Below are 20,210 nucleotides of genomic sequence, written 5' to 3'. Positions count from 1 at the left end.
GCTCCCACCGCCAGCGGCAGGTGTTACTCGGAGTACCGAGGTAACTGAGGTCGGATAACCGCGTCGTAGGCCCCTCGGTCCTGCGGCTATACCGCCGTGCCGCGCCGGCACCGCGCTTCGGCCGAACTATGCATGCCGAATCCGCCGACGATTCCGGCTGCGAACCTCGACACTGGGGGGTATCCGCGCCGAACGAGCGGCGCAACCGGCCGCGAACGGCGTGCTGCGCTGCACGGCCACATCCCACGGGACGAGCACGCAGGAAGGCCGAGAATATGACCAGCACAGCGAAGGACGCGACCCCACTCGCAGGCAAGGTCGTCGCGATCACCGGCGGCGCACGCGGTATCGGACGCGCCACCGCGGCAGCCTTCCTCGCCGCGGGCGCCGCGGTCGCGATCGGCGACATCGATGTCGAGCTGGTCGCCAAGACCGCGGCGGAGCTGGGCGCTGACCCCGATGCCAAGATCGTCGGACTGCCGCTGAACGTCACCGACCGTGCCTCCTTCGCCGCCTTCCTCGACTCCGTGGACAGCGAGCTCGGTCCGCTGGATGTGCTGGTCAACAATGCCGGCATCATGCCGACCGGCCTGTTCGCCGACGAAGACGAGGCAATGACCGACCGCATCATCGACATCAACCTCAACGGCGTGATCCACGGCTCCCGACTGGCCGTCAAACGATTCACCGACCGCGGCAGCGGCCATCTCATCAACATCGCCTCACTGGCCGGAACCCAAGGCTTCCCCGGCCTCGCCACCTACTGCGCAACCAAGCACGCGGTGATCGGCTTCACCTCGGCGCTGCACCTCGAGATGAAAGAGCACGGCGTGCACGTCGGCGCGGTGCTGCCCGGCATCGTGCGCACCGAACTGTCCGCCGGTGCCAATATGCCGAGTTGGATCACCCCGCTGACCACCGTCGACCCCGAAGACGTCGCCGCGGCCATCGTCACATCGGTGCAGCGGGAGAAGCCGATGGTGACCGTGCCGCGCAGGCTCGCCGCCATCATCAAGTCGGCACAGCTGCTGCCCTACCGTGCACAGCTCGCAGTGGCCCGATTCACCGGTGCGACAACCGCTTACGCGCAGCCGGATGCCGCGGTGCGGGAGATCTACCACCGTCGGCTCCGGGGCGAGTAGGTCCTTTCGGCTCAGGGACTGCTCGACCGACCGCGGCTCGGCTACCGGGTGTCTTTCTCGCACAGGACCATTCGGGCCGCCTCCCCGCCCCGTCCGACAGGCCGGTGACGCAGCGGACGCGCCCGGGCGGCACGGGCGGCACGGGCGGCACGGGCGGCACGGGAGAGGCGTCACCCCGAGCGTCGAATAGCTTCAGCGCCGCTCTTTCCTGTGACAATCCTCATAGGATTCGTTCGACTGCGCCCGCCACGGGCAGGTGCGCCGACACCGCCGACACGGGAGACAACGATGTCCGACCTGCACGCCGCGCCCCACCGCACCGGACGGTCGAGTCCGCTGCGCCTGTTTCTGGCCGCTATGACCGTGATCGGCTTCGTCGTGCCCAACGCCATGGTGATCACGTACTTCAGCGGGTCGGAGCACACTCAGGCCGACTACTTCCGCGCCTGGACTGCGAGCCTGCCCTCCACTCAGCTGTTGGTCGACCTGACGATCGTGGTGATCGCCTTCCTCGGTTGGGCGCTGACCGAAGCCCGCAAGCTCCGGATCATGCGCTGGTGGGTGCTGTCGGTGGGGCTGACCTTCGCGGTCGGCATCTGCTGTGCGCTGCCGCTGTTTCTGCTGGTCCGTGAACTGAACAAGGATCGGATCGACGACGCGGAGGGCGGCGTGGGCGCAGCGCGGCACTGATTGTGTGGCGGCGGCACAGGTCCGTCATCAGGTCAGGGAGTGAATCAGCGCACGTCGCGCACCAGCACCTTCGGGGTCTGCCGGCCCTGATGAGACACTGGACGGCGTGACGATGACTACCGAGGCGAAGACCACGCTGCGGATCGGACCGTATCCGGTCGATCCGCCGGTGGTGCTGGCGCCGATGGCGGGCATCACGAACTTGGCATTCCGCAAGCTGTGCCGGGAGTTCGGCAGCTCCACCTCGATCTATGTCTGCGAGATGATCACCGCGCGCGCAGTGGTCGAACGCAACGAGAAGACGCTGCACATGATGTCCTTCGACGAGGACGAGCACCCGCGCTCCATGCAGCTCTACGGTGTAGACCCGGCCACTCTCGGCGAGGCCGTGCGCATCATCGTCGGCGAGGGGTGGGCCGACCATATCGATCTGAACCTCGGCTGCCCGGTGCCCAAGGTCACCCGGCTCGGTGGTGGCGCGGCACTGCCCTACAAGCGCGCCCTGTTCAGCAGAATCGTGCAGGCCATGGTCAGCGGCGCCGAACCGGCGGGCGTCCCGGTGACGGTGAAATTCCGTATCGGTATCGATGACGATCATCTGACCTATCTCGACGCGGGCCGCATCGCCGAGGCCGAGGGTGCCAAGGCCGTCGCGCTGCACGCCCGCACGGCCGCGCAGCGGTATTCCGGCCAGGCCGACTGGACCGCCATCGCCAGGCTCAAGGAAGCCGTACAGACCATCCCGGTGCTCGGCAACGGCGATATCTTCTCCGCCGCCGACGCCGTCCGGATGATGGACGAAACCGGTTGCGACGGTGTCGTAGTCGGCCGCGGCTGCCTCGGCAGACCGTGGCTGTTCGGCGAACTGCAGGCGGCGCTGCGCGGTGAGCCGCTCCCGGAGGCGCCGAATCTCGGACGCGTCGGCGAGGTGCTCTACCGACACGCGGCGCTGCTGTCCGAGCATCTCGGCGAGGACAAGGCCATGCGAGATCTGCGCAAGCACATGGCCTGGTATCTGATGGGTTTCCCGGTCGGTGCGGATCTTCGCCGTTCTTTCGCCACGGTGTCGCGGCTGACCGAATTGCAGGATCTGATCGGCCAACTCGATCCGGACGCCCCGTTCCCGCGGGACGCCGAGGGGCCGCGCGGACGCCAGGGCTCGCCGGGCAAGGTCGCGTTGCCGCACGGCTGGCTCGACGATCCGGAGGATCCCGCGGTACCGGAGGGCGCGGATCTGATGCACAGCGGCGGCTGATTTCAGCAGGCCACGCACCACGCGAAACACCCGTGTGGCCTATTCGATTTCCCGCTGGGCTGGCTCGTCGTGGCGGAATCGTTATCATTGGCGGAATCGGTCATGCCGGGCGAACCCGGCTCGGACTCGATAAGCCATGCGGCGTAGACGAAAAGTGAGGTTCGTTGGTGGGTGACGATCGGCACGGGCGTTCGCCTCGGCCCGGAGATCGCGCCCCGTGGGAGCGGTATCCCACGGCGGATTACACCGAGCGCGACGACACGCGGTCATCCCGGCGGTCCAGGCATACCGACGCCGAATCCGGCTCGGCACCGCTGACAGTTCAGGACCTCGTCCAGAAGGTCGACAACGAACGCGGCGGCCGCAGGCGCAGGGCGGCCACCGAGGGCGAAGCCGCGCCGGCCGGCCCGCCCGCCCGGCGTCCCGAGACCGCGCGACCCGCCGACAGCGCGCCTCCGCGCGAATCCGGCACCCCGCAGGCACGGCCCGCAGGCAGCGCGCCCCCACGTGAATCCGGCACCCCGCAGGCACGGCCCGCAGGCAGCGCGCCGCAGCGACCGACCGAACCCGCGCGGCCCGCAGGCGCCACCGGCGCCCGCCGTGCAGTGGCCTCTCCCGTCGTCGACGACATCGCGGGCACACCGTCCGCCGCCCGCCCCGCCGTTCGGCGCACCGCCGAGGACCCCAGGCGATCGGCACCGTCCGCACCCGGCGCACAGGAACCACCCGAGGTCGTCACCGACATCATCCCGCCGGTCAACGAACCCGCCAAGACCAAACGCCGCGGTGCCGGATGGCCGACGACCGAATCGGATAAGCGTGATCGGGGCGCACAACCGAAGACCGTCGGCAATCCACCGCTGTCGCGGCTCGCGGCGTCCAAGCAGCGCCGCAATAAGCGGCTTCAGGTCGCCGGACGCGTCAGCGGTTCGATCTGCGCGGCGGTCGCGCTCCTGATCACCGGCGGCGGCTGGAGCTATATGAACGCGACCGCCAACAGCTTCAACCAGGTCAATGCGATCGACGACAACTCCGAAGACGTCGTCGACTCCGGCGCGCAGCTCGGCGACGAGAACTTCCTGCTCGTCGGCACCGACACCCGCGCGGGCGTCAACGGAAAGCTCGGAGCGGGCACCATCGACGACGCCGAGGGCGCGCGCGCCGATACCGCCATGCTGGTCCATATCCCCAAGAACCGCTCGCGCGTCGTCGTCGTGTCGTTCCCGCGCGACCTCGACGTCACCCGACCGCAGTGCAACGGCTGGGACAACGACAAGGGCGAAAACACCCAGGAAACGTTCCCGTCGGCGATCGGCGACAAGCTCAACGCCGTCTATGCTCTTGGCGGCCCCAAGTGCCTCGTCACAACGATTCAGCGACTCACCGGCAGCACCATCAATCACTTCATCGGCATTGACTTCGCCGGCTTCGAAGCAATGGTCGATCAGGTCGGCGGTGTCGAGGTCTGTGCACCGAAGCCGGTCAAGGACGAAATTCTCGGCACTGTCCTCGAGACAGCGGGCAAACAGCGGATCAACGGTGAGACCGCGTTGAATTATGTGCGCGCCAGGCATGTCTACGGCGAGGAGCGCAGCGACTACGACCGCATCGCCAGGCAGCAGCGGTTCCTCGCCTCACTGCTACGCGGTGCCCTGTCCAGCAGGGTGCTGTTCGATCCGGTCAAATTGAACGGTTTCATCAAGGCATTCACCGACGCGACCTTTGTCCACAAGGTCGATACGAACGATCTGCTGACTCTCGGGCGGTCCCTGCAGAAGATGGACGCCGGCGCGGTGACCTTCTTGACCATCCCGACCGCGGGCACGACCTCCTACGGCAACGAGATCCCGCGCGAGTCCGACATCAAGGCCATCTTCAAGGCGATCCGAGACGACCAACCACTGCCCGGTGAGAAGAAGGTCGCGCCCGCGCCCGGTTCGATCCCTTCGGCTCCCCCCACGCCGCCGAAGCTGATCGCGGTGGATCCGAGCACGGTGTCACTGCTGGTCTCCAATGGCTCGACCACGGTAGGTGCGGCGAACAAGGCAGCCACCAAATTCGGCAACCTGGGCTTCCCGATCTACAACACCGCCAACTACTCCCTCGGCAACTCGGAGGTGGCCTCCAAGGTCCGCTACGGGGCCGGACACGAGGCCGAAGCGGCCACGGTGGCCAGCTCGCTACCCGGAGCGACGATGGAGCAGTCGAGCGATCTCGGCGGCATCATCGAAGTGGTGATCGGCGCCGACTACACGGGCAACATCCGCCCGCCGACACCGGTGGGCGATCCGATCTCGAACGTCAACATCAGCACCTCCTCGTCCTCAACGCCGGTGCCACTTCCCTCGGACCTGGAACACGTCAACGCTGCCGACGAAACCTGCAAGTAGCAGCGGCCCGAGCCGAGGTGAACACACGTGCCTCGTGCAGGTGGTCTGCGGTGGTATGCACAGACAGCATGTCCCGGTGCACAGACGCATCTTCGGGCATTGTCGGCCCTCGCTATCCGATGACTATCTCGGTCGCTTCGATGGCAACAGTCCGAGCTGCCAGTGGCTCGCGAACCAGGCCACGCAGCACCGAACCGTCAGCGATGCTGAATTTGCTTCCGTCACAGGGATACTCGATGACCCGCCGTGCCGCCGCAGCACCGCGCCGGACCGCGGTCGTCGACGACATGATGATCTCGTCACTGTTGTGGACGACGATTTGGCGCTACGCAACGAGCACGCGGCAGACTCACCTCCAGACAGCGGTCTTCATCTGACGACGATCTCGGTCGCTTCAATAGCGACAGTCCGGGCGGCCAATGGTTCGCGAGCCGGGCCACGCAGCACCGAACCGTCAGCGATGCTGAATTTGCTTCCGTGACAGGGACACTCGATGGTGTCGCCGATTTTGGCGACGGCGCAGCCCTGGTGGGGGCAGACGGCCGAGAAGGCGCGGACCTCACCGGGGGTCGGCTGGGTCACCACCAGACCTTGCTGTGGAAATATCCGTCCGCCGCCGATCGGAATCTCGGCCAGCGAAACCCGCAACGGCCCGGAATCCGCACTGCCGCTTGCACATCCGGTGGCGACCAGGGCTGCGGCAGCGCCGGCTCCGAGCAACACGCCGCGCCGCGTGCACCCGGCGCACGGCGGTGGATCGGAATGCGGTGCGGCAGCGTTGTTCATGCGGCCACCAGCAACCCGGTCGAGTACATCACCAGCAGTCCGACCGCGATGCCACCGAGTGCCATCGCGTCGAAACTCCGGCCGGCCGATTCGCGCAGGCTGGGGGCGATCTGCACGATGACCTGGATAATCGCGCCGACGCCGACGCCGAGCAGCAAGGCGGACAGCTCGGCATTGTTCACTGTCGCACCGACAACGGCGCCCACGATGGCGGGCGCTCCGGCGATCAGTCCGAGACCGAGCAGGGTCAGCAGTGGTGGACGTCGCTCGGTCAGCGGTGAAACGACCGCGAGGCCCTCGGTGGTGTTCTGGATGGTGAAACCGATGACCAGGAAGGCACCGAGCGCCAATTCGCCTACGGCATAAGCGGATCCGATGGCCAGCCCCTCGCCGAGGTTGTGCAGGCCGATACCGATGGCGATCATCAGCGCCAGCCGCACCCCGGCACCGCCCGCGGCCTCGGCGGTCCGGCGTCGGTTGCGCAGCCACTGGTCCACCGCGGTGAGTCCGAGGAAGGCAAGACCCGCGCCGAGCACGACCAGGGCCGTGCCGCCGAACGCACCACCGGAGCGGCCCGCGAGCTCGAAGCCTTCGCTGGCGCCTTCCCACGCCAGAAACGCCAGCAGACCCACCGTCACGGCAAGCAGCACCCGCACGACACGGCTGCCCGCGACCCGCATGACGGGCAGGAACAACATGCCGAGCACGACGGGGACGATGCCGACGTAGGTCCCGAGCAACGCCATCAGGCCGAAGAACGACGCATTGGGCTCCGGTGTGGTGACGGCCAGGGGGACGTCGTGTTCGATCACCAGACCGGTCGAGGTCAGCATGGAGATCTTGTAGGGCTGGCCGTCCTGCCACGGATAGTCCAGTCGCAACCGAGCCGAGCCCAATCGGCCGATCGGGTCGGTCGGGCCGGTGAAGTCGATGTATGCGTCGTTGACGAAAATCTGGGCGATCGACACCGCGTCGGGCCCGGTATTGCGCACCGTCAACTCGATTGCACCGGGTGTGAGGGTGGTGTGCTCGACCGCGATCTCTTCCACGGGCGGGCCGGTCCGTTCGGGCAGGGTGCGCCCGCCGAGCAGGGCCAACCCGGCCAGTGCGATCGCCAGGAGGGCGACCGAGATCAGTCCCAGAATCCACGGCCTGCGGGTGTGCACGGTAGTGGTCATCGCGATTACTCCGTCACCTCGAACATGCCCATCCAGCCGAGTTCGGCGAACTCGGTCTTGTGAGCGTGGAACATGTACTGCCCCAGGTGCGGAAAGCGCAGCTCACAGATGCCGCGCTGGCCTTGTCCCTGCACGATGGTGTCGGTGTATTCCGTTGGCTGCAGCCGGGTTCCGGTGGGGTAGTAGTCGAAGAAGTTCCCGTGGATGTGGAAGCTGTTGATGGGGTCGTACTCCAGCACGTTGACCAGGTAGATGCGCACCAGTTCGTTGCGCTTCACCCGGACCGGCTCGTGCATGAAGTGGAACGGAATCCCGTTGACCGCGTAGAGCTGGTTGCCCTCGCCATCGAAAGTCGTGTTGTAGCCGTGCATCACCATCACCATTTCGTCGGCCTGCGGCCGGGGCTGCGGCGGATCGACGATGAAGGTCCCGTACATGCCGCGGGCGATGTGTTCGGCCAGTGGGCCGACATGGCAGTGGAACAAGTGCAGGCCGAACGGTGTCGCGTCGAACTCGTAGGTGAAGCTCTCGCCCGGGTTGATGACACCGCGACCGATACCCGGAATGCCATCCATCTCGGCGGGGTGGATGCCGTGGAAATGCAGCGTGTGCGGGTGGTGCGAGCCGTTGGTGAAATGGACCCGCAGCAGATCGCCCGCGCGGCAACGCAGGGTCGGGCCCGGGATCCGCGAGTTCAGCGTCCACGCCGGGAAACGCACTCCCGGCGCTATCTCGATGTCCTCGTCACTGGCGAAGACCTCCCATTCGCGCACTGTCCGGCCGTCCGGCCGCGTCGAGGTCTTGCCGTAGTCGAAATCGCGGAGGACCTCGGTCGGGTCGAACCCGTTCGCGGCGTGATCGACGACTGCGCCTTTACGGAACGTCGGCCCGTTGACCCCGCCGCCGTGCGCACTCGTATTCGGATGGTGTGCGGGGTGTCCGGGTGGAGCCGGAGGCGAGTCCGCGGCGGCTGGGCCGTAGTCGCGCAGCGGCAACGCTCCGAGTGCCAGGCCCGCCGAAGCCGCGACGGTGCCACCGATCATGAACCGGCGCCGTGTTGAAGATGTCATCCCAGCCTGTCGTAATTAGAGCGAGCGATCTCCATAGTTTGGCAGGCCGAAAATAATCTTTCAATAGTCCGAATACGAACTGGTCGCGCGGTCATGACAGGCCCGATGTACGGCCACCGAATGGGACAGCGATGATCACATCGAATGCGATCCCGGTCACGCCACGGTTCGATATCGCACCCGCAGATGCTGCAGACAATGTCGGAGCCAGGGCGCTGCTCTCAGCTGCGGCAACACCAGCGCAAACGACTGCAACCGGGCATTAACCCTGTGTTCGTGACTAGGTCAGGGCAGGGCACTAGTGTCTGGACTCATGCGTGTCATCTACAACGAGCAAATGGCCGATCTCGCTCACCTGCTGGGCGAGATGGCCGGCCTGGCGGGTTCGGCCATGGACCGGGCCACTCAGTCACTGCTCCAGGCCGACCTCGCCCTTGCCGAGTCGGTGATCAGCGAATACGACCGGATCGCGGAAATGATCCAGGACGCCGAAGAGAAGGCGTTTGCCCTGCTTGCGCTGCAGGCGCCCGTCGCGGGCGATCTGCGACAGGTGGTCAGCGCCATTCAGATCGTCGCCGATGTGAACCGGATGGGCGCACTCGCGCTGCACGTCGCCAAGGTCACGCGACGCCGCCACCCCAACCATGCCCTGCCGGAATCGGTCAACGGCTACTTCGCCGAAATGGGCCGCATCGCGGTGAACATGGGTGCGGGCGCCAAAGAGGTGCTCGAGACCCGTGACCCGGAGCGTGCGGCGCAGCTCAACGAGGACGACGAGGCGATGGACGACCTGCACCGTCACCTCTTCACGTTGCTGATGGATCGCGACTGGAAGTACGGCGTCGCCGCGGCCGTCGACGTGACGCTGCTGGGCCGCTACTACGAGCGCTTCGCCGACCATGCCGTGGAGATCGGCCGCCGCGTGATCTTCCTCGTCACCGGTGTCCTCCCCTCGGACCCCGACGCCGAAGCGTAACCGCCGCGCCGGTTTTCCAGCGGCCGCCCGGCTCGCATTGCGAGCCGGCGGTCGAGGGCGCGGATGAGTTCTGGGGCGTACCCGAGTGCCTACGAAATCAGTTGTTGCGCAACACGCTCGAGCACGACAAAAGGCCCGCACACCGCTTGGGTTCATGCGGTCGTCGCAACACTCTCGATGTGAGAGGTTGCGGCGACCGTGTCGTTTTCGGAGGATTTGGTTCAGTTCGGTGATCAGCTGGCCCGGCTGGCCGATGCCGGGGTCCCGGTGAGGCAAGCAGCTGAGGCGTTGGGGATCGGGCGGGGGCGTTGCTATGCGATCCTGCGTGCGCAGGGTCGTGCAGCGGGCAAACCCAGGGGTGCGTCCCGGGCGGCGGACCCGGAGTTGATCAGGTCGGTGTTCGAGGCGACGGGATCGGTGAACCGGGCGGCCGAGACCGCTGGGGTGGCCTTCTCGGTGGCGCGCCGTTTTCTGGTTGCCGATGGCCTGATCGGCGTGGGTCCGATAGTTCGCGGCAAACCCGACGCCAAGAGGCGGTTCAGTGAGCTGATCGCCTCGGGGTGGTCGGTGGCGCGGGCGGCTCGCGAGGTCGGGGTGAACGAACGAACTGCCCGGGATTGGCGGGCTGGGATACGCAGGTCCGGGGACAAGCGGATTCATCCCGACGGCACGGTGGTGGACTACACGACCGGAAGCCGGTACACATCTGCGGTGATCAAACCCGTTGGTGTCGAGCCTGTTTCGATCAGTGACCGGTACCTGTCGTTGCAGGACCGCCTCGATATCGCCGATGGGCTATTGATCGGGCAGTCGTTGACGGGGATCGCGGCACGGATCGGTAAACATAAATCGACGGTGTCGCGGGAGGTCCGGGCGCACCGGATCGATGGGCTTTACCTGCCCTATCAGGCGAACAAGGCTGCCGCGGATGCGCGGGCGCGTCCGAAGGGGTCCAAACTGGTGACCAACCAGGCTTTGCGGGCGTGGGTGGTCGATGGTTTGTCACGGCAGCGGTCTCCCGAACAGATCTGTCACCGGCTCCGCAGGGACTATCCCGACGACGAGAGTATGCGGGTGAGCCACGAAACGATCTACCAAGCCCTCTACTTCCAGTCCCGTGGCGGGCTGAGACGTGAAGTCGCGCAAGCGTTGCGAACTGGACGGACCCGGCGGAAACCGCATCGCAAATCAGATCAGCGCACCCACCGGTTCGTCGATGCGATGATCATGATCAGTGACCGGCCCGCCGAGGTCGAAGATCGTGCGGTGCCCGGCCATTGGGAAGGCGATCTGATCATCGGCAAGGACGGTGGTTCGGCCATCGGCACCCTCGTGGAACGGTCCACCCGTTACACGATGCTGGTTCACCTGCCCGGCGGTCACGACGCCGAAACCGTCCGTGACGGCTTGATCCGGACGATCTCGACCCTGCCCACCCACCTGCGCGGGTCGCTGACCTGGGACCAGGGCGCCGAGATGGCCAGGCACAAGCAGTTCTCGATGGCCACCGACATGGCGGTCTACTTCTGCGACCCGGCGAGTCCTTGGCAACGCGGAACCAACGAGAACACGAACGGGTTACTGCGCCAATACTTCCCGAAAAGCACCGATCTGAGTGTCTATGGTCCCGAAGACCTCGAACACGTCGCTCACCAACTCAACGATCGTCCACGCAAAACGCTCGACTGGGAAACCCCAGCCGAGCGTCTGCGTGATCTACTTACCCGCTAAAAGCAGGCAGTGTTGCGACGACCCCTTGAATTCACCCCGAGTGCGGGCCTTTTGTCTGTCCATGCTTAACCGAAGCGGCCGGAGATGTAGTCTTCCGTCGCCTTCTGGCCCGGGTTGGAGAAGATCTTCTCGGTGTCGTCGATCTCGATCAGCCTGCCGGGCTTACCCTGCGCCTCCAGGTTGAAGAAGCCGGTCTGGTCACTCACGCGCGCGGCCTGCTGCATGTTGTGGGTGACGATGACGATGGTGAATTCCTTCTTCAGCTCGGTGATCAGGTCCTCGATCGCCAGGGTGGAGATCGGGTCCAGCGCCGAGCACGGCTCGTCCATCAACAGCACGTCCGGCGAGACCGCGATTGCACGCGCGATGCACAGCCGCTGCTGCTGACCACCGGAGAGGCCGCCGCCCGGCTTGTCGAGCCGGTCCTTGACCTCGTTCCACAGGTTGGCGCCACGCAACGAGCGCTCGGCGACCTCGTCGAGCTCCTTCTTGTTGCGCACGCCCTGCAGCTTCAGCCCGGCCACCACATTGTCGCGAATCGACATGGTGGGGAACGGGTTCGGCCGCTGGAACACCATGCCGATGGTGCGGCGCACACCCACCGGGTCGACCTGCGAGCCGTAGATGTCTTCGCCGTCGAGCAACACGGCGCCCTCGACGCGAGCGTTCGGGGTGACCTCGTGCATCCGGTTGAGCGAGCGCAACACGGTGGACTTACCGCAACCCGACGGCCCGATGAAGGCAGTCACGCTGCGCGGCAGCACCGACAGCTTGACATCGGCAACCGCATGGAATTTGCCGTAATAGATATTCAGGTCTTTGACGTCGATCCGCTTGGCCATCTGAGTATCCGTTCGCTTCTATCGGTTCCGCGTGAGCAGCTTGTTGACGACCGCCGCGGCCACGTACAGCAGCGCGATGATCAGGATCAGCGTCAGCGCCGCACCCCACACCCGCAGTCGGCCCGCGGGTTCCGGGTTCGACAGCTCTTGGTAGATCAGCAGCGGCAGCGAGGCCATATTGCCGTCGAAGAGGTCGGTGTTGATCGACTTGCTGTAGCCGACGAGCACCAGCACCGGCGCCGTCTCGCCCATCACGCGGGCAAGGGCGAGCAGGATGCCGCTCAGCATGCCGGGCAATGCGGTCGGCACGACGATCCGCAGGATCGTCTTCCACTTCGGAATGCCGAGCGCATACGACGCCTCGCGTAGCTCGTCGGGCACCAGCTTCAGCATTTCCTCGGTGCTGCGCACGACCACCGGCAGCATCAGCAGCACCAACGCGAGAGACACCGCGAAGGCGCTCTGCGGGAAGCCGAACGTGGCGATCCACAGCGCGAAGATGAACAGCGCCGCGACAATGGACGGGACGCCCGCGAGGATGTCCACCATGAAGGTGGTGGTCTTGGCCAGCCAGCCGCGCCCGTATTCCACCAGGTAGACCGCGGCCATAATGCCCAGCGGCACCGCGATGACCGCGGCCACCGCGGTCTGCACGATGGTGCCGTAGATCGCGTGGTAGACACCGCCCGCGAACTGGTCGGGCAGCACGCCCTTCTGCGACTTCTCCCACCAGTTCAGCGAGGTGATCGCCTCGAAGCCCTTGGTCACCACCATGAGCAGGACCCAGACCAGCGGCACGAGCGCGATGGCGAAGCAAGCCCAGACCACACCGGTGGCAATGTTGTTGCGTATCCGGCGGCTCGTGCTGACATGACGAAAGGTCGGCGCCTTGACCGGCTTGTCGAGTGTCGTCGTGGTCATTATCCGTTCACCCTTCCACCGGCCACCAGACGTGCCAGCGCGTTGACGACGAAGGTCAGCGCGAACAGCACGAAGCCGGCCGCAATGTAGGCGCCGGTCGGCAGCGGCGAACTGAATTCCGAAGCCGCAGAGGCGATCTTGGAGGCAAAGGTGAAGCCACCGTCGAACAGCGACCAGTGCCCGGCCTGTGCGGAGGTCCGCAGCACGAGCAGCACCGCGATCGTCTCGCCGAGGGCGCGACCGAGGCCGAGCATGGAGCCCGCGATGACACCGCTGCGACCGTAGGGCAGCACCGTCATCCGGACCATCTCCCACTTCGTCGCACCGAGCGCATGGGCGGCCTCGATGTGCGCGGCGGGAGTCAGATTGAAGACCTCACGCGAGACCGAGGTGATGATCGGCAGGATCATCACCGCGAGCACCACGCCCGCGGTGAAGATCGTGCCGCCGCCGGAGATCGTGACGTTGCCGTCGGAGAACAGGAACAACCAGCCGAGGTTCCGGTTCAGGAAGGTCTCCACCGGCTCCAGCTGGGGCGCGAGCACGAGCACGCCCCACAGGCCGAAGACGATCGACGGCACCGCGGCGAGCAGGTCGACCAGCATCGCGAACGGCCGCGCCATCGTCTTGGGCGAGTAATGAGTCAAGAACAGTGCGATGCCGACACCGACGGGCACCGCGATCACCAAGGCCAGCATCGAGCTCAGCACCGTGACCATGAGCAGGTCCCGGATGCCGAAGCGCAGGTGGTCGGCGTTGTTGGTGACGAACTCGGTACTGGCGAAGAAGTTCGCCTCGTTCGCCATGACCGAGGGCCACGCGCGGATCAGCAGGAACAGCGCGATCAGCGCGATGGCGGCGACGATGGTGGCACCGGCTGCCGTGGCTAGCGACCGGAAGATGATCTCGGCCCGCTGGCTGTGTGCAGGACGAACCTTCTTGGCCGGTTCGGTGCTCGGTTCACTCGGCATAAGGGAAGTATCTCCAGCCGCCCGCGGGCCCGTCGAGTCCGACGAGCCCGCAGCGGTCACCTCAGGGTGCACGGTCATGACGATGCGATCAGGAGATGGCGTTGATCGCGGTGGTCAGCTTGGTCTTGAACTTGTCCGGGATCGGGATGTAGCCGCTCTCGTCAAGGCCCTTCTGGCCGTTGGTGGTCGCCGAGGTCAGGAAGGCCTTGACCGCCTTGGCAGTATCGGCATCGGCGTACTTCGAGCACACGATCTCGTAGGTGGGCAGGATGATCGGGTAGGCGCCCGCCTCGGTCGGCTTGTAGAACGAACTGGTGTCGAGCACCAGGTCGTTGCCCTCGCCCTTGAGCTTCACGCTGTCGATGGCCTTGCCCGCGGACGCGACGGTCAGCTTGACCGGGTCCTTGCTGGCGGAGGTGACGATCTGCGCGATGGACAGGTTCTGCGACTTCGCGAACGACCACTCGTTGTAGGTGATCGAGTTCTTGGTGCTCTTGATCGCGGCCGAGGTGCCCTCGTTGCCCTTCGCGCCCTCACCGACGCCGCCGGCGAAGACCTTGCCCGATCCCTTGCCCCATGCGCCGTCGGAGGCCGCGTCGAGGTAGAGCTGGAAGTTGTCGGTGGTGCCCGACTCGTCGCTGCGGAAGATCACGGCGATCTTGTCCGAGGGGAGCTTGGCGTTCGGGTTCAGCGCCTTGATCTCCGGTGCGTCCCACGTGGTGACCGCGCCGTTGAAGACCTTGGCCGCGGTCGGGCCGTCGAGCACGAGGTCGGTGACACCGTCGATGTTGTAGGTCACGGCGATCGGGCCGAAGACGGTCGGCAGGTTCCATGCCGGGGCGCCGCAGCGCTCCTGAGCCTTGGCGGGCTCTTCCTTCTTGGCGCTCAGCGGCGAATCGGAGCCACCGAAATCGGTCTGGCTGCCGAGGAACTCGTTGACACCGGCGCCGGAGCCACTCGAGGTGTAGTTCAGGGTGTTGCCATCGCAGTTGGCCTCGTAGGCGGCGATGAAACGCTCCATGGCGTTCTTCTGCGCCGACGAACCGCTGGCCTTGAGGGCCTTCTTACCGCCGCAGGCGACGCTGGTGTTGGCGGCGTTGCTGGTGTCGCTGGTCGAGGAGTTGTCGTCGCTGCCACAGGCCGCGAGAGTCATCGCTCCGACGGCCAGCACGCCGACGAAGGCGCTGCTGCGCTTGAAGTTCACTATTCCTCCGGGGAATCACGTCCGACACGCCCGGTCCCTCACCGGCCCGGGCGGGTGTTGTGGTGCCGTTCGCGAGGAACTTGCGCACCAGGCAGCTGCGCCGCCCATAAGTAACGTAGATTCGCTCGGTTGACAGTTGGACCAAGCTGAGTGAACGCCGAGTGAACAGCCCGGCGCGATTAAGCCCGGCAGGTGTGAGATTTGCCCCAGTGTTACTCGAGCAACCCCACCGGGCCGCTTTCTATTCAGTCACGGGCCGCGTAGGCGACATCGACGTGCGCGGGAGCGAATCCGAGCCGGGTGTAGGTGTGCACGGCCGCGGTGTTGTCGGCCTCGGTGTAGAGCAGCACCTCGGCGAGATCGCGTTCGCGCAGGTAACGCAGTCCGGCGAGGGTGAGCAGGCGGCCGAGCCCGCGACCCTGCGCCGCCGGATCGATGCCGACCACGTACACCTCGCCGATCGCCGGGTCCTCGTCGTAATGCACCTTGGTCCAATGGAATCCGAGCACACGACCGGGATCGGCGGCCGCGGCCGCGATGAACAGACCCTTCGGGTCGAACCACGGCTCGTTGCTGCGGACCTCGATATCGCGCTCGGTCCAGCCGCCCTGTTCCGGATGCCAGGCGAACGCGGCCTTGTTCACCCGCAGCAGTTCGGCGTCGTCGGCAGGACCCGCATAGGTGCGCAGCACGATCTCCGCCGGAACCTCCAGCTCGGGTAGCTCAGGTGTAGCCAATGCGCGTCGCATCTGCCACAACTCGCGCGCGGTCACCAAATCCAGGCGGGCCGCGACGGCCTGCGCCTGGGTCCGATTGCCATGTGCCCAGACCCGAGTGCCGGTGCCGCCTGCGGCGAGCGCTGCGTTGACGAGCTGGGTTCCGATGCCGTGGCCACGAGCGGCCGGATCGACCGCGACCTCGGCCATCGCAGGGTGCTCACCATGCGCGGGAACCAGATTCGCGTATCCCGCGATCGCGCCGTCGTGACGCACGATCAGGTGTCGTGCGTCATCGGCGGCGGTCAACGACAACACGGCCTGCTCGGAGATCGGGGCGACGCCGTCGGCGACGGTCGCTCGGTCGAGCAGTTCACGCACCGAGCGCGCGGCATCGGCATCGACCTGTTCGGTCCAGCGCATCGTCACTGCGGCACGGAGCCGTTCACGGGCGCGAACGGAGCTTCGTCGGTGCCCTCGGTCTCATCCTCGTGGAACGGGACCGGCTCACCCTTGGTGGCCGACCTGGACGGCCGCACCGCCTTGTAGCCGACATTGCGCACGGTGCCGATCAGCGACTCGTATTCACTGCCGAGTTTGGCGCGCAGGCGACGCACGTGCACGTCGACCGTGCGGGTGCCACCGAAGAAGTCGTATCCCCATACCTCCTGCAGCAGCTGGGCCCGAGTGAAAACCCGGCCCGCATGCTGCGCGAGGTACTTGAGGAGTTCGAATTCCTTATAGGTGAGATCGAGCGGGCGCCCGCGCAGACGTGCGGTGTAGGTGCCTTCATCGATCACCAACTCACCGAGGGTGATCTTGCCGGTGTTCTCCGGGCTTGCCACACCACCGGTTCGACCGACCAGCAGCCGCAATCGGGCGTCCAGTTCGGCGGGCCCGGTGCCGGGCAGCAGAATGTCGTCGAGGCCCCAATCAGCGTTCACAGCCACCAGGCCACCCTCGGTGAGCACAGCGACGACGGGCACCGACGAGCCGGTGCTCCCGAGCAGCCGACACAGGCCGCGCGCGGCGGCCAGGTCGGTGCGCGCGTCGACAAGTGCCACATCCGCGGTGCCTGCTTCCAGCAGGGACGCCACCTCGGTCGGTGCCGGACGCACGTTGTGCGCCAGCAGCGCGAGCGAAGGCAGTACCGACTCGGGGTTGGGGTCGGAGGTCAACAGGAGCAGCTCCACAAAGCCCTCCTCCCATCTCGTCGCTCCGACGACAACAGCAGTAACCGCCGAAGCCACGTCGCTAATCACAGGTAATCGGTGCAAGATTAGCGCGTGAACCCCGATAACCTCGCCATCCGGGTAAGCAACGCATAGGCAATACCCAGAACAAGCTGCCAGTTGGGCGGCCGCCTCACCTTCGCGCTGCTCGGCACGACTGGCGACGGACTCCGTCCGGCGGTGCTATTAGGGTTGGGTCCATGCGCAAGCTGATTATCGGGCTGCTGGTTCTCGCGGGACTGGCAGTCGTCATCGATTTCGGCGCCGCCGCTTACTCCGAGTATCGCGTATCGCGCGCTCTGCGTGAGGGCGCCGATCTCATCGCCGACCCCCAGGTGACCATCTACGGGTTCCCCTTCTTCGGCCAGGTGCTCGAGAGTCGATTCCAGAATGTCGACATCCGCGCACGTATCGTGCGCCCGGACATCCCCGGCGAAGTCTCGGCCGAGGCGACGTTGACCGGAGTGCATCTGCCGCTGGGCGATCTCGTCGACAGCAGCGTGCGCCGAGTCCCGGTGGAACGGGTCGAGGGCAGGATGCGTCTCGAGCCCACCGAACTGGGCAGGCTGTTCAAAATCCCGGACCTGCAAGTGCATTCGCGACCTGCGGATAAATCCGACGGAACGGGCGGATCGGGCGGATCCGGAATGACGACGGCGGGCGCACTGGTGCTCACCGGCACGCTGCCCGGCACACCGCTCGCCTCGACCGCGCCCGGCGCGCCGCTGGGCGGTGACAAGGTCAGCGTGCAGGCGGATCTGCTGCTCGACGGTGATCAGGTGCGGATCGTCGCGACCGGTTTCTACCGCGGCACCAGCACCGAGCTCACCCCCACCGCGGTCGTCCCCGAAGCCGACCGACCGGCGGTGCTGGAGCTGTTCACGCGCACCATCGACACGAAGGAATTGCCCTTCGGTCTGCGGCCGACGAAGGTCTCCGCACAAGGCGGCCAGATCGTTGTCGAAGGCAAAGGGGAGAATGTGACGATCGACCTGGATAGATTGCAGCGGCCATGATCGGAATCACAATATTGGTGGTGATGATGCTTGCCGCACTGGCGGTCGGCACGGCGCTACGGCGCCGGGACGGGAAATTGCGTGCCGCCGATACGATCACACCGACCAAGGCGGCGCGCACCGAATTGCTCGCCGCCGCCGGAGTGAGCGGTGCGGGGCCCGCAGTGCTGCATTTCTCCGCCGACTGGTGCGGCCCGTGCGCGGCGGTGCGCCGGGTGGTCGCCGGGGTGACCGAAGGTCTATCGGATGCGCCGAACCCGCCGCTGGATATCGAGGTCGATATCGATGCCGAGCCCGCGCTGGCCAAAGAGCTGAATGTGCTCTCGTTGCCGACCACCTTCGTCTTCGACAGGGAAGGCAGGGAGCGTTTCCGTATCTCCGGCGTCCCGAAGACTGCCGATCTACACACCGCACTCGAGCCGCTGACGGTGTAAAAACAGGGCCTGAAAAGGCTCTATAGCCGATGTGACGAACCCGGGGTCCAATTTCCCCTCGGAACCGGGTAAACTGCCTTTCGTGCAATCCGACCACGAGCTGATGCTCACCCGACGCCGCACAGTTGATCTGTGTCGCCTCGGTGGTTGTTGCTGCCTGTGCCGCTGACCGGTCGGTCCGTTCAGATTTCCTGACGCCGACCTTTGTCCGCCGTGCGAGTGATCTCTTGATCCCCCGGCGAACTGGCAATTTTTCAGCCGTCAGAGTCATTCAGCGCAGGAGTACGCACAATGTCTGCCGAAACCCGTAACACTGCCTCCGGGCAAGCCATTCCATTCAATTCCGTCGACGTCCGTGGACCGCGCTTCGCCGCGTGGATCACCACCGCCGTCCTCGTCGTCGTGCTGATCGCCGCCGCTCTGTCCACCGCGGCCGCCGCCGTGCTCATCGCGATCCAAGCGGTGGTCTTCGCGATCGGCGCCGCCACCGGCCCGCGGCGCAGCCCCTACGGTCGGATCTACGCCGCGCTGGTCGCACCGCGCGTCGGCCCGCCGACCGAAACCGAACCCGTGGCGCCGCTGCGGTTCGCCCAATTGCTCGGCCTGGTCTTCAGTGCCGTCAGCCTGCTGGGTTTCCTGGCCGGCTCCATCGTCGTCGGCGCGGTGTTCGCCGGCTTCGCCCTGTTCGCGGCGTTCCTGAACGCGGCGTTCGGAATCTGCCTGGGTTGCCAGATTTATCCACTGGTCGCCCGTTTCCGCCGGACCATCCCCGCCCCGGCTTCGTCCTGACACTGCAAGTCACCACCCCGAAAGGAACAACATGGCCCGCTCCGATGTCCTGGTCTCCGTTGACTGGGCCGAAGAGAACCTCAACGCCCCCGGCGTCGTCTTCGTCGAGGTAGACGAGGACACCTCCGCCTACGACGGCGGCCACATCGAGGGTGCCGTCCGGCTCGATTGGAAGAAAGACCTGCAGGATCAGGTTCGTCGCGACTTCGTGAACCAGGAGCAGTTCTCCGATCTGCTCTCGGCGCGCGGCATCGCGAACGACGACGAGGTTGTGCTCTACGGCGGCAACAACAACTGGTTCGCCGCGTACGCGTACTGGTACTTCAAGCTCTACGGCCACAACAACGTCAAGCTGCTCGACGGTGGCCGCAAGAAGTGGGAGCTCGAAGGCCGTCCGCTCTCGCGCGACGCGGTGAGCCGCCCGGCCACCCAATACAAGGCTGCCGCGCCCGACCTGACCATCCGTGCCTTCCGTGACGAGGTCATCGCCGCCATCGGCGCCAAGAACCTGGTCGACGTGCGTTCGCCTGACGAGTTCTCCGGCAAGATCCTGGCCCCCGCCCACCTGCCGCAGGAGCAGAGCCAGCGCCCCGGCCACATCCCCAGCGCCATCAACGTGCCGTGGAGCAAGGCCGCGAACGAGGACGGCACCTTCAAGTCCGATGCCGAGCTCACCGAGATCTACCAGGAAGCGGGCCTGGACGGCGAGAAGGACACCATCGCCTACTGCCGCATCGGCGAGCGTTCCTCGCACACCTGGTTCGTGCTGCAGGAGCTGCTCGGCCACCAGAATGTCAAGAACTACGACGGGAGCTGGACCGAATACGGCTCCCTCGTCGGTGCACCTATCGAGTTGGGAGCCTGATC

General features: G+C 66.0%; 20 protein-coding genes. 11 read left to right on the top strand and 9 right to left on the bottom strand.

The window, feature by feature from the left end; all coding sequences use genetic code 11:
- Nucleotides 1–275: 275 nt before the first annotated feature.
- The 5 genes from OHA42_RS08540 (at nucleotide 276) to OHA42_RS08520 (ending at nucleotide 5,854) form a co-directional block, all read left to right on the top strand.
- On the top strand, nucleotides 276–1,142 hold the full coding sequence (locus tag OHA42_RS08540; RefSeq protein WP_406235966.1) for an SDR family oxidoreductase: 867 nt from the start codon (nucleotides 276–278) through the stop codon (nucleotides 1,140–1,142).
- Nucleotides 1,143–1,430: 288 nt separating this feature from the next.
- Entirely contained in the window at nucleotides 1,431–1,832 is a 402-nt protein-coding gene (locus tag OHA42_RS08535) for a DUF2834 domain-containing protein (RefSeq protein WP_406235964.1), read from the top strand.
- 112 nt (nucleotides 1,833–1,944) lie between these two features.
- Nucleotides 1,945–3,087, top strand: a complete 1,143-nt coding sequence (gene dusB / locus OHA42_RS08530; protein ID WP_406239226.1) for a tRNA dihydrouridine synthase DusB — start codon at nucleotides 1,945–1,947, stop codon at nucleotides 3,085–3,087.
- A gap of 167 nt (nucleotides 3,088–3,254) precedes the next feature.
- Nucleotides 3,255–5,477: an LCP family protein gene (locus OHA42_RS08525; protein WP_406235963.1), complete on the top strand. Its 2,223-nt coding sequence runs from the start codon at nucleotides 3,255–3,257 to the stop codon at nucleotides 5,475–5,477.
- Between the two features lie 236 nt (nucleotides 5,478–5,713).
- Entirely contained in the window at nucleotides 5,714–5,854 is a 141-nt protein-coding gene (locus OHA42_RS08520) for a hypothetical protein (RefSeq protein ID WP_406235961.1), read from the top strand.
- Here the strand turns inward: OHA42_RS08520 and OHA42_RS08515 are convergent.
- The 3 genes from OHA42_RS08515 to OHA42_RS08505 are packed head-to-tail and all read right to left on the bottom strand — an operon-like array spanning nucleotide 5,847 to nucleotide 8,511.
- Nucleotides 5,847–6,263, bottom strand: a complete 417-nt coding sequence (locus OHA42_RS08515) for a Rieske (2Fe-2S) protein (RefSeq protein WP_406235959.1) — start codon at nucleotides 6,261–6,263, stop codon at nucleotides 5,847–5,849. The two genes, OHA42_RS08520 and OHA42_RS08515, sit on opposite strands and share 8 nt — an antisense overlap.
- Entirely contained in the window at nucleotides 6,260–7,441 is a 1,182-nt protein-coding gene (locus OHA42_RS08510) for a ZIP family metal transporter (RefSeq protein ID WP_406235957.1), read from the bottom strand. The genes OHA42_RS08515 and OHA42_RS08510 overlap by 4 nt, the downstream gene beginning before the upstream one ends.
- A 5-nt stretch (nucleotides 7,442–7,446) precedes the next feature.
- Nucleotides 7,447–8,511 (bottom strand): multicopper oxidase domain-containing protein, encoded by a 1,065-nt coding sequence (locus OHA42_RS08505; protein WP_406235955.1) that lies wholly within the window; start codon nucleotides 8,509–8,511, stop codon nucleotides 7,447–7,449.
- Nucleotides 8,512–8,824: 313 nt separating this feature from the next.
- Between OHA42_RS08505 and phoU the strand changes: the two genes are divergently transcribed.
- Both phoU and OHA42_RS08495 read left to right on the top strand, forming a co-directional pair.
- Nucleotides 8,825–9,487: a phosphate signaling complex protein PhoU gene (phoU, locus tag OHA42_RS08500; RefSeq protein ID WP_406235953.1), complete on the top strand. Its 663-nt coding sequence runs from the start codon at nucleotides 8,825–8,827 to the stop codon at nucleotides 9,485–9,487.
- A 594-nt stretch (nucleotides 9,488–10,081) separates the two neighbouring features.
- Nucleotides 10,082–11,218, top strand: a complete 1,137-nt coding sequence (locus tag OHA42_RS08495; protein ID WP_406239224.1) for an IS30 family transposase — start codon at nucleotides 10,082–10,084, stop codon at nucleotides 11,216–11,218.
- Between the two features lie 65 nt (nucleotides 11,219–11,283).
- Here OHA42_RS08495 and pstB read toward each other — a convergent pair whose 3' ends face one another.
- The 6 genes from pstB to OHA42_RS08465 form a co-directional block, all read right to left on the bottom strand.
- On the bottom strand, nucleotides 11,284–12,060 hold the full coding sequence (gene pstB / locus OHA42_RS08490; RefSeq protein WP_328408829.1) for a phosphate ABC transporter ATP-binding protein PstB: 777 nt from the start codon (nucleotides 12,058–12,060) through the stop codon (nucleotides 11,284–11,286).
- A gap of 18 nt (nucleotides 12,061–12,078) precedes the next feature.
- Complete coding sequence (pstA, locus tag OHA42_RS08485) at nucleotides 12,079–12,981, bottom strand: phosphate ABC transporter permease PstA (RefSeq protein ID WP_406235951.1); 903 nt, start codon at nucleotides 12,979–12,981, stop codon at nucleotides 12,079–12,081.
- On the bottom strand, nucleotides 12,981–13,952 hold the full coding sequence (gene pstC, locus OHA42_RS08480; protein WP_328408826.1) for a phosphate ABC transporter permease subunit PstC: 972 nt from the start codon (nucleotides 13,950–13,952) through the stop codon (nucleotides 12,981–12,983). The genes pstA and pstC overlap by 1 nt, the downstream gene beginning before the upstream one ends.
- Nucleotides 13,953–14,040: 88 nt before the next feature.
- Nucleotides 14,041–15,156 carry a phosphate ABC transporter substrate-binding protein PstS gene (gene pstS / locus OHA42_RS08475; protein WP_406235949.1) on the bottom strand — a complete coding sequence of 372 codons (1,116 nt, stop codon included), beginning with the start codon at nucleotides 15,154–15,156 and terminating at the stop codon, nucleotides 14,041–14,043.
- A gap of 245 nt (nucleotides 15,157–15,401) precedes the next feature.
- The gene (mshD, locus tag OHA42_RS08470; protein ID WP_406239222.1) at nucleotides 15,402–16,295 is read right to left on the bottom strand and encodes a mycothiol synthase; all 894 of its coding nucleotides are present in this window, start codon (nucleotides 16,293–16,295) and stop codon (nucleotides 15,402–15,404) included.
- A 2-nt stretch (nucleotides 16,296–16,297) separates the two neighbouring features.
- A complete protein-coding gene (locus tag OHA42_RS08465) occupies nucleotides 16,298–17,065 on the bottom strand; it encodes a winged-helix domain-containing protein (RefSeq protein ID WP_406235947.1) in 768 nt (255 codons plus the stop codon).
- 239 nt (nucleotides 17,066–17,304) lie between these two features.
- Between OHA42_RS08465 and OHA42_RS08460 the strand changes: the two genes are divergently transcribed.
- From OHA42_RS08460 to OHA42_RS08445, 4 genes are all read left to right on the top strand, one after another.
- Nucleotides 17,305–18,120: an LmeA family phospholipid-binding protein gene (locus tag OHA42_RS08460; RefSeq protein WP_406235945.1), complete on the top strand. Its 816-nt coding sequence runs from the start codon at nucleotides 17,305–17,307 to the stop codon at nucleotides 18,118–18,120.
- Nucleotides 18,117–18,554, top strand: a complete 438-nt coding sequence (locus OHA42_RS08455) for a thioredoxin family protein (protein WP_406235943.1) — start codon at nucleotides 18,117–18,119, stop codon at nucleotides 18,552–18,554. The genes OHA42_RS08460 and OHA42_RS08455 overlap by 4 nt, the downstream gene beginning before the upstream one ends.
- A 291-nt stretch (nucleotides 18,555–18,845) precedes the next feature.
- Complete coding sequence (locus tag OHA42_RS08450) at nucleotides 18,846–19,343, top strand: DUF4395 domain-containing protein (RefSeq protein WP_406235941.1); 498 nt, start codon at nucleotides 18,846–18,848, stop codon at nucleotides 19,341–19,343.
- 31 nt (nucleotides 19,344–19,374) lie between these two features.
- Nucleotides 19,375–20,208: a sulfurtransferase gene (locus tag OHA42_RS08445; RefSeq protein ID WP_406235940.1), complete on the top strand. Its 834-nt coding sequence runs from the start codon at nucleotides 19,375–19,377 to the stop codon at nucleotides 20,206–20,208.
- Nucleotides 20,209–20,210: the final 2 nt, after the last annotated feature.

The sequence above is a fragment of the Nocardia sp. NBC_01009 genome, assembly GCF_045208035.1.
Classification (GTDB): Bacteria; Actinomycetota; Actinomycetes; order Mycobacteriales; family Mycobacteriaceae; genus Nocardia.
The sequence above is the reverse complement of the archived record's forward strand: the minus strand, read 5'-3'. Positions and strand labels throughout refer to the sequence as shown.

Coding starts and splice junctions, on each gene's coding strand:
- OHA42_RS08540 (WP_406235966.1), top strand. CDS start 276: ATGACCAGCACAGCGAAGGACGCGACCCCACTCGCAGGCAAGGTCGTC.
- OHA42_RS08535 (WP_406235964.1), top strand. CDS start 1,431: ATGTCCGACCTGCACGCCGCGCCCCACCGCACCGGACGGTCGAGTCCG.
- dusB (WP_406239226.1), top strand. CDS start 1,945: ATGACTACCGAGGCGAAGACCACGCTGCGGATCGGACCGTATCCGGTC.
- OHA42_RS08520 (WP_406235961.1), top strand. CDS start 5,714: ATGACCCGCCGTGCCGCCGCAGCACCGCGCCGGACCGCGGTCGTCGAC.
- OHA42_RS08515 (WP_406235959.1), bottom strand. CDS start 6,263: ATGAACAACGCTGCCGCACCGCATTCCGATCCACCGCCGTGCGCCGGG.
- OHA42_RS08510 (WP_406235957.1), bottom strand. CDS start 7,441: ATGACCACTACCGTGCACACCCGCAGGCCGTGGATTCTGGGACTGATC.
- OHA42_RS08505 (WP_406235955.1), bottom strand. CDS start 8,511: ATGACATCTTCAACACGGCGCCGGTTCATGATCGGTGGCACCGTCGCG.
- phoU (WP_406235953.1), top strand. CDS start 8,825: ATGCGTGTCATCTACAACGAGCAAATGGCCGATCTCGCTCACCTGCTG.
- pstB (WP_328408829.1), bottom strand. CDS start 12,060: ATGGCCAAGCGGATCGACGTCAAAGACCTGAATATCTATTACGGCAAA.
- pstA (WP_406235951.1), bottom strand. CDS start 12,981: ATGACCACGACGACACTCGACAAGCCGGTCAAGGCGCCGACCTTTCGT.
- pstC (WP_328408826.1), bottom strand. CDS start 13,952: ATGCCGAGTGAACCGAGCACCGAACCGGCCAAGAAGGTTCGTCCTGCA.
- mshD (WP_406239222.1), bottom strand. CDS start 16,295: ATGCGCTGGACCGAACAGGTCGATGCCGATGCCGCGCGCTCGGTGCGT.
- OHA42_RS08460 (WP_406235945.1), top strand. CDS start 17,305: ATGCGCAAGCTGATTATCGGGCTGCTGGTTCTCGCGGGACTGGCAGTC.
- OHA42_RS08455 (WP_406235943.1), top strand. CDS start 18,117: ATGATCGGAATCACAATATTGGTGGTGATGATGCTTGCCGCACTGGCG.
- OHA42_RS08450 (WP_406235941.1), top strand. CDS start 18,846: ATGTCTGCCGAAACCCGTAACACTGCCTCCGGGCAAGCCATTCCATTC.
- OHA42_RS08445 (WP_406235940.1), top strand. CDS start 19,375: ATGGCCCGCTCCGATGTCCTGGTCTCCGTTGACTGGGCCGAAGAGAAC.